This is a genomic window from Streptomyces sp. SAJ15, from assembly GCF_007595705.1.
GTDB lineage: Bacteria > Actinomycetota > Actinomycetes > Streptomycetales > Streptomycetaceae > Streptomyces.
Map to the genome: position 1 here is coordinate 304207 of NZ_NISY01000006.1, position 15592 is coordinate 319798.

Annotated in this window: 13 protein-coding genes; 7 read left to right on the top strand and 6 right to left on the bottom strand. The window is 69.6% G+C overall.

What is annotated here, in order from left to right:
* Positions 1 to 599: 599 nt before the first annotated feature.
* Positions 600 to 1232 carry a hypothetical protein gene (locus CD790_RS35880; protein ID WP_260867681.1) on the bottom strand — a complete coding sequence of 211 codons (633 nt, stop codon included), beginning with the start codon at positions 1230 to 1232 and terminating at the stop codon, positions 600 to 602.
* Between the two features lie 577 nt (positions 1233 to 1809).
* Between CD790_RS35880 and CD790_RS18520 the strand changes: the two genes are divergently transcribed.
* Entirely contained in the window at positions 1810 to 2700 is an 891-nt protein-coding gene (locus tag CD790_RS18520) for an IPT/TIG domain-containing protein (RefSeq protein WP_260867682.1), read from the top strand.
* Complete coding sequence (locus CD790_RS35885) at positions 2640 to 2864, top strand: IPT/TIG domain-containing protein (RefSeq protein WP_260867683.1); 225 nt, start codon at positions 2640 to 2642, stop codon at positions 2862 to 2864. Before CD790_RS18520 ends, CD790_RS35885 begins: the two co-directional genes overlap by 61 nt.
* A gap of 610 nt (positions 2865 to 3474) precedes the next feature.
* Here the strand turns inward: CD790_RS35885 and CD790_RS18525 are convergent.
* Complete coding sequence (locus CD790_RS18525; protein WP_144384385.1) at positions 3475 to 4110, bottom strand: LysE family translocator; 636 nt, start codon at positions 4108 to 4110, stop codon at positions 3475 to 3477.
* 97 nt (positions 4111 to 4207) lie between these two features.
* Positions 4208 to 4678, bottom strand: coding sequence for a YbaK/EbsC family protein (locus tag CD790_RS18530; RefSeq protein ID WP_144384387.1), 471 nt, complete (start codon positions 4676 to 4678; stop codon positions 4208 to 4210).
* 134 nt (positions 4679 to 4812) lie between these two features.
* Here CD790_RS18530 and CD790_RS18535 point away from each other — a divergent pair, with 134 nt between their 5' ends.
* Positions 4813 to 5901, top strand: coding sequence for a helix-turn-helix domain-containing protein (locus CD790_RS18535; RefSeq protein ID WP_260867705.1), 1089 nt, complete (start codon positions 4813 to 4815; stop codon positions 5899 to 5901).
* A gap of 384 nt (positions 5902 to 6285) precedes the next feature.
* On the opposite strand, the gene CD790_RS18550 is transcribed toward CD790_RS18535, so the two are convergent.
* Positions 6286 to 6579, bottom strand: a complete 294-nt coding sequence (locus CD790_RS18550) for a hypothetical protein (RefSeq protein WP_186319097.1) — start codon at positions 6577 to 6579, stop codon at positions 6286 to 6288.
* Between the two features lie 1084 nt (positions 6580 to 7663).
* Here CD790_RS18550 and CD790_RS18555 point away from each other — a divergent pair.
* A complete protein-coding gene (locus tag CD790_RS18555) occupies positions 7664 to 8452 on the top strand; it encodes a thioesterase II family protein (RefSeq protein ID WP_144384390.1) in 789 nt (262 codons plus the stop codon).
* A 103-nt stretch (positions 8453 to 8555) separates the two neighbouring features.
* On the opposite strand, the gene CD790_RS18560 is transcribed toward CD790_RS18555, so the two are convergent.
* Entirely contained in the window at positions 8556 to 10109 is a 1554-nt protein-coding gene (locus CD790_RS18560) for a long-chain fatty acid--CoA ligase (RefSeq protein ID WP_144384391.1), read from the bottom strand.
* Complete coding sequence (locus CD790_RS18565; RefSeq protein ID WP_144384392.1) at positions 10106 to 11650, bottom strand: class I adenylate-forming enzyme family protein; 1545 nt, start codon at positions 11648 to 11650, stop codon at positions 10106 to 10108. Before CD790_RS18565 ends, CD790_RS18560 begins: the two co-directional genes overlap by 4 nt.
* 365 nt (positions 11651 to 12015) lie before the next feature.
* Here CD790_RS18565 and hemA point away from each other — a divergent pair, with 365 nt between their 5' ends.
* The 3 genes from hemA (at position 12016) to CD790_RS18580 (ending at position 15546) form a co-directional block, all read left to right on the top strand.
* A complete protein-coding gene (gene hemA, locus CD790_RS18570; RefSeq protein ID WP_144384393.1) occupies positions 12016 to 13242 on the top strand; it encodes a 5-aminolevulinate synthase in 1227 nt (408 codons plus the stop codon).
* A gap of 271 nt (positions 13243 to 13513) precedes the next feature.
* The gene (locus CD790_RS18575; protein WP_144384394.1) at positions 13514 to 14473 is read left to right on the top strand and encodes an ACP S-malonyltransferase; all 960 of its coding nucleotides are present in this window, start codon (positions 13514 to 13516) and stop codon (positions 14471 to 14473) included.
* A 5-nt stretch (positions 14474 to 14478) separates the two neighbouring features.
* A complete protein-coding gene (locus tag CD790_RS18580; protein ID WP_144384502.1) occupies positions 14479 to 15546 on the top strand; it encodes an arylcarboxylate reductase in 1068 nt (355 codons plus the stop codon).
* Positions 15547 to 15592: the final 46 nt, after the last annotated feature.

Consider the following 15592-nt stretch of genomic DNA (forward strand, 5'->3'; position numbering starts at 1 on the left):
GGACGTGTCTTCGACCAGTTCGACAGGCTCCTCCGCCGCCTGGTCTGTGAGGCCGAGGCCGGGGTACCGCACCGAGCGCGTGCGGGATGCAACGTACAGAGAGTCAAGGTCTCCGCTCGACGTGCCTGCCGCCGGTCAGGGCAGCGATGCGGGCAAGGAAAGCGCAGGGCGCAAGCGCGACATCGGCGTCGACACCTCGGTCTCGTCCCGGCCGTGCTGGTCACGGCCGCCAGCGTCTCCGATAACGCCGGCGGCATCCAGGTGCTCTCACACATCTCGAAAACACAAACGCTCGTCACCCAAAGCCTCGGCCGACACCGGCTACCGCACCAAGGTCATCGACCACGGCACCCGCCTGGGTATCGATTCGAAGTCATCTGCCGAGACCTCGCCGAGAAGGGCTCAAGGTGATCTCGTGGCGCTGTCGTCGAGCGGACCTTCGGCCGGCTCATGCGCCACCGACGCCTCGCCTGCGACTACGAAACCCACCCACACCGCTCAGAAGCCGTGATCAAACTGACGATGGTCGACTCGATAAGCCGCCGAGTCACCCGCGAGTCCACTCCGAATCGGCGCGAGACCTGACCACCCGCCGGCGGTCAGATTTCGTAAGGCCAGATTGTGACGTTGGCCGGTGCTACACGGACCTCCACCCACGACCCATCGACACCGTCCGGCAGTGGCGGATCGGCGATATCGAAAAGGATCACCGAGCCACCCACGTCCAACACAGCTCTTCCGTCCTCGGTGATGCTCAGGCGTCCACGGAAGACGATGTGGTCACCGTCTTCCCGCAGTTCAGGGGTTTCATCAACGCTTGACCGGGCGTTCCCCACCCAGGCAATGTCCTCATCCACGGTCCACTCGACATGGTGTTCCCGTCCCACTGCCTCGGGCGTCCCTTGCCAGAGCGCCACGGCAGTGCCCACTGCCGCGTGCACTCGGACGGACATGGGCCTCGACCGGGCGGCCTGCACTGCTTGTACCTTGACCAACACCCCGCCATCATCAGCGATCGGCTTTTTATGGACCAGCTGAGCCGCGGCATCCGCAGCCCCCAAGCTCATCCTCATGCCGTCCTGCCTGGACACCGAGAAGAGAAGGCGGCCGGGTTCATGGACCGCACGGACCGCATGGACAGCCCGCCGGCTCCCCGCCCTGCCGGACGCCTGCTCCACCGCCACGACCGGACGCGTCGAAACGTTGCCGACCGAGCACACGAACGCGACCACGTTTCCACCGCGGTCAGATCGGCGAGCACGCGCTACCCAGCCTGCAACTCGCCCCCAAGCCGCCCCCCCGGGCCTGGCTGAGCCGGTGACCAGTCGACCGCCGATAGCGCCATCTGGCAGGCCGAAGCGATAGCGCTACCCGGCAGGCCGAAGCCGCCACCGCGTGCGGGTCCGGGGCGGCCCATATCGGCCCCGACGGGTGCAGCGTCACCGTGACGGCGACGACGACAGTACGGGGGCGCGCCACGTCAGGGTGTGTACCCTCTTCGCGCCATCGCGTGCCGGGAGGTCGCCCGCCCTTCGGATGGTGTGCTCAATTCGCTACGGCTGTGTACGGGATGCGCCTGTTGTCCCCGTGGCCTGAGGGGTTCACTGGCGTCATAAGCGCATGAGCACCTTTCGTACCGCCGTGTTCATGCGACTTTCCGGCAGTCTCCGGCATTCTCTCGGCACGCACGGTGGTCGGTCGCGCAGCAGACGCCTGCGCGCAAGCCGCTGTGCTCTGGCCTTCCGTCGCCGCCCACGACCGGTCGGACCGTGGACCGTGCCTGGGACCACGAAGAAAGAAGGACCGGCCATGACAGCACCCAGCGACACCTCAGCCTTTGGCGGACACTCGCCGGGACCCCACCACCCTCCCTTCCCGCATTTCCCCCGCCCTTCCGGGGGCCGGCCGACCATCATCGCCGTCGTTCCCGCCACCGGCCCGGGCGCGGGCGGGACCACGGTGGCGATCCTGGGCTCGGGCTTCACCGGCGCCACGTCGGTGAGGTTCGGGGCGAACCCGGCAACGAGCTTCATCGTGGTCTCGGACCACCTGATCACGGCGGTCGCGCCGCCCGGGTCGGGGATCGTCCAGGTCACCGTCACCACACCTCGGGGGACCAGCAACGGCTTCCCGTACATCTACGTCGGCAACCCCGTACCACCACCGCCGGTCATCGCGGCGATCGTGCCGTCGTCGGGCCCGGCGGCGGGCGGGAACACCGTCACGATCACGGGTTCCGGATTCACCGGTGCCACGGCGGTGGCCTTCGGGCTGAACCCGGCCACGAGTTTCACCGTGGTCAGCGACAACCTGATCACGGCGGTCGTCCCGGCTGGTGTGGGTGTGGTTCCGGTCACCGTCATCACTCTCAGCGGTTTCAGCAACTCCGTCAACTACACCTACATCTCTGTTCCGGTGCTGACGCTGGTCATCCCGCCGTCGGGCTCGGACGCCGGCGGTGAAACCGTGGCTCTCGTCGGTTCGGGGTTCACCGGTGCCACGGCGGTGGCCTTCGGGCTGAACCCGGCCACGAGGCCGGCAGCGGTGTCGTCCCGGTCACCGTCACCGCTCCCAGCGGTACCAGCAACGCCGTCAACTACACCTACACGGCGCCTCCCGCGCCGGTACTCAACGCGATCGTGCCGTCCACGGGTTCGTCGGCGGGCGGCGACACCGTGCTCCTCGTCGGTTCCGGGTTGACCGGTGCCACGGCGGTGGCCTTCGGGCTGAACCCGGCCACGAGCTTCAGCGTGGTCTCCGACAACCTGATCACAGCTGTCTCTCCGGCCGGCACCGGCACGGTCACGGTGAACGCGACCACTCCGGCCGGGGTCAGCAACAGCCTCACGTATACCTACCTCTGAGCAGGTAGCGGAGGGCGACAGAGCGGGGCGTCAAGGCGGTGGGAACCCGGTTCGGGTCGGCGTGCGCATTCCGGCCCGGACGGGTCCCCACCGCCTCCCTGCGCGGGCGGAGGGGCGGAGGCCCGCCTTGGCGCCCGGCATCTTCCAGAAGACGGGCTCGTTGTCGTAGTCGCCGCGGTAGAGGACGACGGAGGGGTTTCGCCCTGGGGGAGGATCCTCCCGGCCCGCGGTGCTGAGCGCTCCGAGGAACCCGGCCACGAGGTCGAGTGGTCTGGGCGGCATCATCAAGCCCCCACGACTCGAAGCCCCAGGCGTTCCCTTCCGCTTCGCACCGACGGGCGAACGGCGTGCTTCGCGCACGCGGACTCGAGCTGCGAGCGGCGGCGTTCCCCACTGCACTTACGCTCCACCGCCGCGAGTCAGCGGCGTCAGCCACGGTGGGCGGTGCAACGACGGCTTGCTCGGCCAGTGCCCGTGCCAGTGCCCGTCCGTGCCAGTGCCAGTGCCAGTGCCCGTGCCAGGTCAGTGCCTCCGCGCCGCCCGGCTGGCCGCCGGACATCACGTGCATGTCCCGGCAGCACCCGCCGCGGCGCAGTCTGGTGGGAGGAGGTCAGTGACGATTGACGGCGACGGTGATGCCCAGGCCGATCAGTGCGACTCCGCCCGCGCCGCCGACCGTCGACAGGCGGCGGTCCGAGCCGGCGAACCAGGTGCGGGCAGCGGCGGCGCCCAGGCCCCACAGGCTGTCGCAGAGCAGACCGATGACGGCCGGGACGAGACCCAGGAGCATCATCTGGAGTGGGACCCGGCCGGCGTCGTGGTCCACGAACTGTGGCAGGACCGCGGTGAAGAAGACGAGTCCCTTCGGGTTGGTGACGCCGACGAGGAGTCCGTCCATGATCGTGCGGAGATCGCTGCGCTTTTCGTCCGCAGTGACGCCCATGTCGGCGCGCAGGCGGTCACGGTGGCGGAGAGCCTGAACGCCCAGGTAGACCAGGTAGGCGGCGCCGGCGAGTTTCACCGCAGTCAGGGCGGTGGCCGAGCTCTGGAGCAGGGTGCCCAGGCCCATGGCGACGACGAGCACGAGGGTGTAGCACCCCAGGAGGTTGCCCAGGACGGTGGCGAGGGCGGTTCGGCGGCCGTGGGCGAGGGCTCGGCCGATCACGAACAGGACGTTTGGTCCTGGGATGGCGATCACGACGAGCGACATCGCGGCGAACGCCAGAAGGTTCGAGGTGGACACCATGGGCCGGTTTGCTTCCTTGCTTGTGTGCGGTGCCGATCGGGCACGGCGCTGTCGTTGTGCGGCGGGTCGCCCGTTGGGGTGTACGGCTGGGGCGGGGCTATCGGCGCAGGACTGCGACGTGGGCGCGGGGGAGTTGGGCCAGGACCGCGGGGTGTACGTGGAGGGTGCGGTCGGCGGATCCGGCGCCGCAGTAGACCGGCTGGTCGGATTCGGTGACCGCCGTGTCGATCAGGCACGGAACGCCGGGCCGGTGGCTGATCGGCGGGATGCCTCCGGGGGCGAGGCCCTCCTGGCTGAGCAGGTCGGCGCCGGCGGCGCGCAGCTGCGAACGGCTGGTGCCGACGGCAGTGGCGAGGCGGGCGAAGTCGACTCGGTCGTTCGCACGCAGGGCCACCAGCAGGAGCGGGATCTCGGGCGTGGTGAAGGCAAGCGTCTTGACCGCTTGTGACCAGGGAAAGGGCAGGGCCTGACGTTCGGCGACGGTGTGCGCGGGGGCGTGCTCATGGATGGTGTACGCGCTACCGTCCGCGTCCAGCACGGCCTGCCACGGCGCTTCGTGGGTGCTCATACGGTGCCTTCGGCTTTCGACTCGCAAGGTGTGAGGGCGGTGCCCGTGGGGGCTCCAGGAGGTTGCTTACAGGAGGCTGAATGATCCGGCGAGATCCGATCAACTGATTGTGAAATCATGCAATCGTGATCTCGATGCGCTTCACCGAGACGGCCGCTGAGGATCTCGGGTTCTCCGTCTCACCTCTGCTCGAAGCGGTGCATTCCTGGCATGTGCTCACCGACCCCGGACACCACGCCCTGCACGTGCCCTGGGTACGGCGCTGCCGTCGGCTCCCGGCGGCGCTGCGCCAGCAGATGCGCGAGTACGGCTTCGTGGTGGCCGACTACATCCCGGCCTTCTTCGAATGCCGGGCGGACGATCACGACGCGGACTTCGCCGACCAGCTTTCGGCAGTGCGCACGCTGCCGGCCGAGCAGCTGGCCGCCGAGCTTGCCCAGACCCTGGTCGACACCACCCGCTACGACGGCCACGACCTGGTCGAGAACGCCACCACCCGCGATGCCGCCCTCGCCGAGCTGCAGCGGACCGACCGCGGCCTCGCCGCACGACTGGGCGACGTCCTCACCGACCCCCTGCCGATCCTGGAGGGCGCGCTCACCGTGCTGGAGGACTACTGGAGTGCCGCCTTCGCCGAGGAATGGGAACGCCTCGAACCTACCCTGTACGAGGCGATCGCCAGCGCGGGACAGCGGATCGCCCACCAGGGCGTCTTCCCGATGCTCCGCACCCTGGTACCGCAGATCCGCATCGACCCCGCACGGCGCACGCTGCGCCTGGACCGCCCCCACGACCACGACATCGCCGTCACCCCGGCCCGCCCGGTGACCTTCACCGCCAGCCACTACGTGTGGCCCCACGTCCGCGTCACCTGCGACGCCCCCTGGCCCCTCAGGATCACCTACCCCGCACTGCCGCTCGCCCCCGCCTCCACCCCACGCCCCGCGAGCCAGGAGGAACTCCTCTCCGCACTCCGGGCCCTGGCGGCAGCACCACGCCTGCACATCGCGACCTGCCTCGCCACGCAGAGCCGCAGCACCCAGGAACTCGCCACCCTCCTCGGCCTGTCGCAATCCGTGATCTCCCGCCACCTCCAGCAGATGACCCAGGCAGGACTGACCACCACCCGGCGCGACGGCTACTACGTCCTCTACTCCCTCGACCCCACCCGCCTCGACCAGATCGCCGCGGCTCTCGCCGGCCTCGCCACCCCTCACGACTGACGCGGCGGCCCGAGCCCGCGAAGCATCCACCGCGCCGGGTACCACGCCTGACCACGAGTCGTGAACGTCGAAGACGACACGGCGGACGTGCTCCCGAAGTCACGACCAAGCGCCACGGATCCCCCGATCTCGTCCCCTCAGCCTCCCCGAAATAAGACGCCTGATCCACCGCCTCACCAACCGCCGACCCGCACCAGTCGACCACGTTCTGCACTGGTCACACTGGCGCCGGAGAAGGCAGCACCAAGCCCGCATCTGTCACTACAAACGACGCGGTCACACCCCACCCGAAGCTGCACACCCGTCACGACGCACACCGTTGCAGTACTAACCCGACGCCGACGCGAACAGCCCGGCGTCGTTCCTCGCCACCGCAGCAGCCCTTCACGCCATAGACGAAGCCTTGCGTGCCGCCCGGCACGGGGTCCCCGGCGGTGCCGGTTTCACGATTGCCTCGCGCGGCTCGGCCGGTTCCATCGGGCCGACGAGCAGCGTGGCGCCGCGCGGCGCGGCGGCCAGGCCACGGTGCTCGGCGCACCGGCCGAAGAAGTCGGCCCGTACGGCGACGACGTGCAGCCGGCTCGCCGGCTCGCGCGCGGCGAGCATCGCAACGATGAACTCCTTCCGCTCAGCGCGATTCTGACAGCGCGTGAACCGCTCCTCGAACTGATCATCCATCAGACAGCGCCGTTCGCCCCCGCCTTCGTGCTCAGTACCTCGCGGTGGGTACCGTCCGCGTCCTCATCCGGCGACAGCACCCGGATGACGGCGGGCGGCGGTGCCGCAGACGGGGCGACACCGCCGTTCCCGGTGCTTCGGAAGACGGCTGCTGAACAACCGTACAGCCGCTGGAATGGCGAAGCGGTCGTGCCGCAGCGTCCCCCCGGCGAGGGAGGGAGCGCACGGGCCCGTCCGCTGACGTCTACGTGAAAGGCAGCAACGTGAAAAAGATGACCAGTACCCGCGGTGTCTCGGTGTGATGGCGGCTTGTGCCGCGCTGACGCTGGCCGCGAGCGCGACGCCTGCGTTGGCCGCCACCGCGACGGAGTCCACTCCGCCCGCGGCCTCGCCGCATGCCTCCGGGTGGAGCGAGTCGAGGATGACGCCGGGCAACGCCACGGTCGTCGGCGCCACTGGGCCTGAGGCACAGACCACATGGGTGGCGGGCATGGGCTGGGGCTCATCCCCAGGGCGGAGGACGAGGTGCCCTATTTCCTGCCCACCGTGTGGGAGCGCGACGAGCTGGAACGGCACGGCGTGGAAGTCCGCTGTCGCTCCGGTGCCCCGCACCACCAGGGACGCCTCGTTCTTCGGCGTCGACACCCGCGCCCCCGGCGATGCCTGGGCAGTGGGCTCGGCGCGGACCCGCATCGAAGACCGCAGTCACACCGATGGGCGCTCCAGCTCCCGGCTCGGTGCTGACCGCGCGCCGGTAAACGGAGGCGAGAGGGGGATGGGCGGGCGGAGGGCCATCCCCGTTTCCGCCGGTCCCGGGTGACCGGGTGACTGTCCGGCAGGCCCCACCGGAGGCATGGTCGGTTCGCGGCGAAGGCGACCGTGCCTCTGGAAGACGTACTGCTCGAGCTGTTCCGCGCCGACCGACGCGTCGTCGAACGACGTTGCCCGGTCCCCGGCTGAGCGCCCTTCGAGCAAGAGCCTTTCAGGGCGCAACTTGATCATCGGGCGTCGGTCGGGAAAGGTGGGGGCTCGGGGGCGTCCTCGCTCGGGCGTGCCCGTCGTCGCGAAGGAACGGGGAGAGCACATGGCTGACTCGCAGGAGCTGGGACGACGCTGGATCAGGCGGTTCCACCCCGCGGCGGACAGCGACGTCACGGTGGTCTGCTTCCCGCACGCGGGCGGATCGGCCAGCTACTTCCAGCCGTTGTCCGCTCGGCTGACTCCCCGTGCCGAGGTGCTGGCACTGCAGTACCCAGGGCGTCAGGACCGCCGTTCCGAACCCCCGCTCACCAGCGTCGACGCGCTCGTGGACGGCATCGTGGAGGTGCTGCGCGGGCAGACCGACCGGCCGATGGTGTTCTTCGGGCACAGCATGGGCGGCACCCTCGCCTTCGAGACCGCGCGCCGTATGGAGGGGGAGCTGGGCGGGCGGCTGCTGGGACTGGTCGTCTCCGGGCGTCGGTCACCCGGCAGCCCGCGCCGCGAGGCCACCGTGCATCTGCGGGACGACGCGGGGATCATCGCGGAGACACGCAAACTGCAGGGGACCGCCTCGACGCTGCTGGACGACGAGGACGTGGTGCGGATGATCGTGCCGGTGCTGCGTGCCGACTACACCGCGGTGGAGCGCTACGCGTACCGGCCGGGGCCGGCGCTGAGCTGCCCGCTCCATGTCTACACCGGGGACGCCGACCCACAGGTGCGCGGGGACGAAGCGCGCGGCTGGGCCGAGCACACCCGTGCCGACTTCCGGATCCGCACCTTCAGCGGCGGTCACTTCTACCTCGCCGAGCGCGGCGAGGAGGTGATCGCGGCCCTACGAGAGGACCTGGCGGGCTTCCAGGAGCGTGCCCGGACCGGCGCCGACCGCTGACCCGGTCGGGACCGGTGCCCGCACCGGTCGGGACCGGCCCGCACCGGTCGGCCAGCGCGGGCACGCACGGTCGGCGCGGGCGGCGACGTCGTGTGTCCTGTCGTCAGCGGCGGTCGGCGAAGCGGGCCACGAGTTCCCGTTTCAGCACCTTGCCACTCGGCCCGAGTGGGAAGTCCTCGACGAACTCCACCAGGCGCGGGTACTTGTGCCCGGCGACCCGCTCCCTGCTCCAGGACACGATGTCAGCGGCCAGGCCCGCGTCCGGGACAGCGTCCGGCCGGGTTCGTACCACTGCGCACACCTCCTCGCCGTACCTGTCGTCGGGGACGCCGATGACGGCGACCTCGGCGACGGCCGGGTGGCGCATGAGCACGTCCTCGACCTCGCGCGGATAGACGTTGTAGCCGCCACGCAGCACCATGTCCTTCATCCGATCGACGAGGGTCAGGTATCCGTCGGCGTCCTTCACCCCCAGGTCGCCCGAGCGGAACCAGCCGTCGACCAGCACTGCCGCGGTGGCCTCCGGCTGGTTGAGGTAGCCGGCCATGACGTTGTGGCCCCGTATGACGACCTCCCCGATCTCGCCGGCCGGCAGCAGCTCGATGCGGTCCTTGACGTCGGCCGCGGCGATCTCCGCCTCGACGCCCCAGATGGGACGCCCCACGGTGCCGGGCCGGCGCGGCCATGCCTTCTGGTTGTACGCCACCACCGGTGACGTCTCCGTAAGGCCGTACCCCTCGTAGATCGGGCAGCCGTAGACCTCCTGGAAGTCCTCCAGCACCTTGACCGGCAGGGCCGAGCCGCCGGAGAAGGCGCGGTCGAGGGCGGGGCGCCGGCCGTCGTCGACGGCGGCGTCCAGGAGGGCGAGGTACATGGTCGGGACGCCCATGAACACGGTGCAGCCTTCGGTGACCATGAGGTCGAGTGCGGCGAGGCCGTCGAAGCGGCTCATGAGCACCAGGGTGCCGCCGGCCAGGAAGCAGGCGCTCATACCGCAGGTCTGACCGAAGGTGTGGAACAGCGGCAGACAGCCGAGCAGCACGTCGTCGGGGCCCAGGTCGAACGGCGAGCGCATCGTGGTGCTGATGTTCATCACCAGGTTGAGCTGGGTGATCATCGCGCCCTTGGGCCGGCCGGTGGTACCCGAGGTGTACAGCACCAGGGCCAGGTCGTCGGGCGTGCGTGGGACCAGCCGGTCCAGGGGTTCCGCCCGCTCGGCCAGGACGTCCAGGCGGGGCGGGGCGCCGACGCCGTCGGTGCCCTCCCGCGCCAGGACGGTGAGCAGCGGAACCCCGGCCACCGCCGCCGCCTCGGCGCCCTGCGTCAGCATCGGGCCGGCGCACACCAGGGCCCGCGCCTCGGAGTCGCGCAGGACATGGACGATCTCCTCGGCGCGCAGCAGACCGTGCACCGGTACCGCCACGGCGCCGAGCGCCAGCACGCCGTAGTACACCATCGGGAAGTGCGGTGTGTTGGGCAGCAGCAGGGCGATGCGGTCGCCGGGGCGCACACCGTGCTCTCGCAGCACCGTCGCGTACCGGCGGGTGGCCTGCCACAACTCGGCGTAGGTGAACCGCTCGGAGCCGAAGACGAGCGCCGGGTGGTCGGGGCGTCGCTCCGCGGACTCGGCGAGGACGGACGCGGCCGTCAGCATCAGGCCGTGCCTGTGTGGAGCGCGGCCAGCGCCTGCTTGTCCGGCTTGCCCGCGCCAGTGAGGGGCAGGGTGTCATGGAAGGTGACCACGGCGGGCACATGCTTGGGCGACAGCTCGGCGGCGACGTGGCCGATCAGTGTGCCGGCGCCGGCGTTCGCGCCCGGTCGGAGCACGACGGCGGCGTGGATGTGCTCCACGCGGTCGTCGTCCACCACGCAGTACACGGCGGCCTGGGCGACCTCCGGATGGGTCAGCAGCGCGTTCTCCACGTCCGTGGGGTGGACCCGGATGCCATTGGTCTTCATCACCTCGCCCAGCCGGCCGTGCAGGCGCAGACGCCCCTTCTCGTCGAGGGAACCGAGGTCGCCGGTGTGCGTCCAGCCGTCGCGGACGGTCGCCGCGGTCAACTCCGGGTCGCCCCAGTAGCCGAGCATGGCGAAGGGGGTGCGCACGCACACCTCGCCGACCTCGCCGGGGGCGAGGTCACGGTGGTCGTCCACGTCGCGGATGCGCACCTCGGCGGTCAGGCGCCCGACGGTGGCGCGCATGTCGGGGTCGAGGTGGTCCGGTGGGGTCAGCACGCTGATGCCGCTGGTCTCGGTCGTGCCGTAGAACTGCAGGAGCACCGGGCCGAACGCCTCGACCGCCTCGGCCAGCCGGGCCGGCGCGGCGGGGCAGCCGCCGTAGGAGATGATCCTGATGCTGGACCGGTCGGTGGTGGCGAGGTCCGGGTGGTCGACCAGCATGTACAGCTGCGGCGGCGTGAGGGTGAGCGCGGAGACGCGATGCCGTTCGACCGCGCGCAGCACCTCGCCCGGTTCGAACCCGTCGTGCAGGACGACCGTTCCGCCCGAGGCGAGGGCGAGGTCGACACCGGAGCCATTGGAGTGACTCACCGGCAGCGTCGCCAGGAACACCACGGGTTCCGGGGACTGCAGGCCCGCCTGGAGGTAGAGGCTGCGCACGCGGTATGGCAGGGTGACGCCCTTGGGCTTGCCGCTGGTACCGCTGGTGTAGAGCACCACGGCCGGCTGTTCGGGGTCGGCCTCGACGGCGCTGAGATCGAATGAGTCCGGGTCGCCCGCCGACAGGTCCAGGACGTCGGGGCCGAGGGCGTCGAGCGAGGCGAGGCGGGGCGGCTCGGGCAGCCGCGCGCACAGCTCGCGGGCCGCGTCGGCGTTCTCCTTGTCGACGGCGAGGAACGTCGCCCCGGTCGCCGCGAGGATCTCGCGCCGTGCGGTGGCGGCCAACTGGTCGGTGGGATCCACCGCGTTCGTGGAGTGCAGGTGCACGACGGTAGCCCCGGCGAGATTGGCCGCATAGCGCAGAGTCACGGTCGCCGGACTATTGGTGACGGTCAGAATCGCCACAATCGGAGTTTCATCTTCCGTGGCGTGCCGGCGCAGCATTTCCGCCGCGGCGAGAACCGTCCGGGAGAACTGGCCCGCGGTGAGCTCCTCGCCTTCCCGCCACAGGGCGATGCGGTCGGGGTCGGACGCCAACGCCTCCAGTACCCGGCGGGCGTAATTCTCGTTCGAAGTCACCGAAACTCCACTTCGCAGCGCATTTTGGTCGGAGCAGGATTGCATGATCACGTGAGCGAGGCAACCATGTGTGAAGTGCTGTCAGTTTTCCCACACTCGGGTCGAGTTGCGGTTTGTGATCCGAATAGGCGTCCCCACAGGAGGGGTTGGACGCCCTCGACGGGCAGATGATATACAGACGCTACTTCCCCGTGCCTCCTCGAAATCGAGGACGGCGAGCCGCTGGTCCCCGCACGATTCCACGGGTGACGCGTCCATTCGGGGTGGCCGGAAGCCGGCCTTAGCCGCGCGGTCTCACCTCAGAACCACACAGTCGCCTGTACGTGCACGTGGCCTCAGTCAGCCCGAAAGCGAAGCGAGTGAACGTGACGACCCAATATCTGGACCTCTTTTCACGCCTCATCGAAGGCTCTGACGGCGGAAAGAGGGAGTTCCTGGAGATCGGCAGGCTCGCCGGGAGGTTCCCCGCGGCCAGCCTGCGGGACAGCGAGGGCACGGACGGCATCAACGTCTGGTGCAGCAACGACTACCTCGGCATGGGCCAGCACCCGGCGGTGCTCGCCGCGATGAAGGAAGCCGTCGACAAGTACGGTGCGGGCGCGGGCGGTTCCCGCAACATCGGCGGCACCAACCACTACCACGTGCTGCTGGAGAAGGAACTCGCCGCGCTCCACGGCAAGGACGACGCCCTCCTGTTCACGTCGGGCTACACCGCCAACGACGGCGCGCTGTCCGTCATCGCCGGACGCATGGAGGGGTGCGTGGTCTTCTCCGACGCGCTCAACCACGCCTCCATCATCGACGGCCTGCGCCACAGCCGCGCCGAGAAGCGGATCTTCCGCCACAATGACGCCGCCCACTTGGAAGAACTGCTCGCGGCGGCCGACCCGGACGTGCCCAAGCTCATCGTCGCCGAGTCCGTGTACTCGATGAACGGCGACATCGCCCCGCTGCCCGAGATCGCCGACATCGCCAAGCGCTACGGGGCGATGACCTACCTCGACGAGGTGCACGCGGTGGGCATGTACGGCCCCGAGGGTGCCGGCATCGCCGCCCGACAGGGCATCGCGGACGACTTCACCGTCATCATGGGCACCCTCGCCAAGGGCTTCGGCACCACCGGGGGGTACATCGCCGGCCCCGCCGAGGTGATCGAGGCGGTGCGCATGTTCTCCCGCTCCTTCATCTTCACCACCGCCCTGCCGCCCGCCGTGGCCGCCGCCGCCCTGGCCGCCGTGCGCCATCTGCGGTCCTCCGACGCCGAGCGCGAACAACTGTGGTCAAACGCACAGTTGATGCATGGGCTGCTGAACGAACGGCGCATTCCCTTCATTTCGGATCAGACGCACATCGTGTCCGTCCTGGTGCGGGACGAGGCTCTGTGCAAGCACATGTCCGCCCTGTTGCTCGACCGGCATGGGATCTACGTGCAGGCGATCAACGCCCCGAGCGTGCGGGTCGGCGAGGAGATCCTGCGGGTCGCGCCGGGCGCCGTGCACACCGCCGACGACGTGCGCGGATTCGTCGACGCTCTGGACCAGGTCTGGGAGCAACTCGGCGCCGAGCGGCTGCCGTACGCTACCGCCGAATGATCTTGAGCGTATAAACTCTCAGCCGTGGCGCCGTGTTGACCCACCGTCAGCGTTCTCAGCAGGAACTTGCTTGACATGAGATCGCTGGCGGGGGTTGGATGAAATTGCCGCACGGCTAAGCGACTCGCGGGTACATGTGACCCGCAAGAAGTGACGGGGCCCACAGGGGAGTCTCGTCCGCGATCCCGCTATGCGGTGTTTGCCCACCCCTTAACGGGAAGGGCTGGAACGGGGGTTCTGAGTGACACTTGCGTATGTCCTCGACGGCGGTATGAACGATCAGCCAGGAGCCGGTGCTGAGCTGTACGAACTGTTTCCCAGCGTACAGCGGACCTATGCGCAAATTGCGGACTGGACCGGACTCGGCGTTCAGCGAATCCTCCAAGAACAAAGGGAGCCCGGACAGGAGCACCGCCAAGGAGTCGGTGCCATTCGTCAGGCAGCCGCTGTTCTCGGAATCGCCGACGTACTCGCCGAAGAATACGGAATCACGCCCACTGCGGTATGCGGGCTCAGTTTCGGCGCACTCGTCGCCGCGAGCCTCGCCGGATCAGTGGAACGTCAGGAACTCTTCACCTTCCTGATGCGATTGCGGGACGTACCGGCCCCTTCGTCGGACGCCCCGCAACAGGCCGTCGCCATGCTCCGTATTCCCCTCGACACCGATCCCGGCGCATTCGTCGCGGACATCCCCGACGTCCATCTCTCCGCCGACCTCGGCCGCGTCGGCACCGGCAGTGAACGCATGGTGCTGCTCGGCGGCTACCGCACCGCCCTGAAAACCTTCGGAGCGACCCTGCCACCCGGCGCCCTGCACATCGCCGAGGAACACGGCAGCGCCTTCCACTCACCGCTGCAGCGGCACATCACGGAGTTCCTCGCGCCCACGCTGGACGCCATGACCTTCAGGAACCCCCGCATCCCCGTCCACTCGTGCATGGAGCGCAAGACGCTCACCACGGGCGAGGAGATCCGCGACCTGTTCCGCCGCAACCCGACCGACCCGGTCAGCGTGCCGCACATGATCGGCGGACTTGAGGACGCCGGCACCCAGCTCGGCCTGGTCCTCGGCCCCGCCGCCTTCGGCACCTTCCAGAACGCGGACTTCCCCGTGGTCCACGTCGAATCCCCGGACCACGTCTTCGAGGCCATGACCGCCGTGTACGACTTCGGTATCGACCTGCCCCCGGTGGAACCCGTAGCCCCCTCCAGCGAAGCAGTGGCGGGGTGAACACGATGAAGGACGTCACCCCCCTCATCGACGAGTGGCTCGCCCAGGACATCGACGCCTGGACCCGCCGCGTCGTCCGCCGCCACTTCGACCCCGACACGGGAAGCCCGTACTGGCTCAAGCGCGCCGCCGAACTCGCCTTCGATCCGCGGGACATCACCCGCTACGACGAGCTCGCCGCCTTCGGCCCGATGCCGCTCGGCGAACTGCGCACGCTCGACCCGGCCGACCTCGTACCCCAGGCCGTGCCCCGCCCCCTGGCCGGACGCGTCTGGGACTCCGGCGGCACCACGGGCAGCCCCTGCCGCGTCTTCTACACCGAGCCGATGCTCCTGCAGCGCGCCGCCTGGCGCCGCTGGGTCATCGAACGCGAAGGGTTCCAGCCCGGCCGCGGCTGGCTCCAGGCCACACCCACCGGCCCCCACCTCATCGGCCACGGCGCCGTAGACCTCGCGGACATGTACGACGGCCGCGTCTACGGCATCGACTTCGACCCCCGCTGGGTCAAGCGGCTGCTGCGCAACGGCAGGCTCAAGGACGCTCAGGAGTACACCTCGCACATCGTCGACCAGATGGCCTCCGTACTGGAGAGCCAGCCCGTCGACTACCTCGTCACCACCCCGGCACTCCTCCAGGCATTCATCAAGGCCCGGCCGGAACTGGTGGCGCGACTGAGCGGCGTACGGCTCAGCGGCACCCACGCCACCCCGGTGATGCGCCGCTCCTTCCACCAGGCGCTCGGCGGCGGACTCGTCATCGTCACCTACGCCAACACCTTCGGCAACACCGTGGCCCTCCCCGTGGAGAACGACGGTGCGCTGATGCCGTACCTGCCCAACTACCCGCAGGTCACCATGGCGGTGGTCGACAAGGACGACTGGTCCAAGGTCGTCCCCTACGGCGAGCAAGGCCAGGTCCGGCTGACCGTCATGCACGACGACCTCTTCCTGCCGAACATCCTGGAACGCGACGTCGCCGTCCGCTATGACACCGGCGACGCCTGGCCGTGCGACGGCGTTGCCAACGTACGACCCCTGCAGGTCGTTCGGTCGTCACCGGAGGGGATCTACTAGGCACCCTGGGGCGGGCCCGCTCAGGGCTCGCCCCGCCCCACTCCCG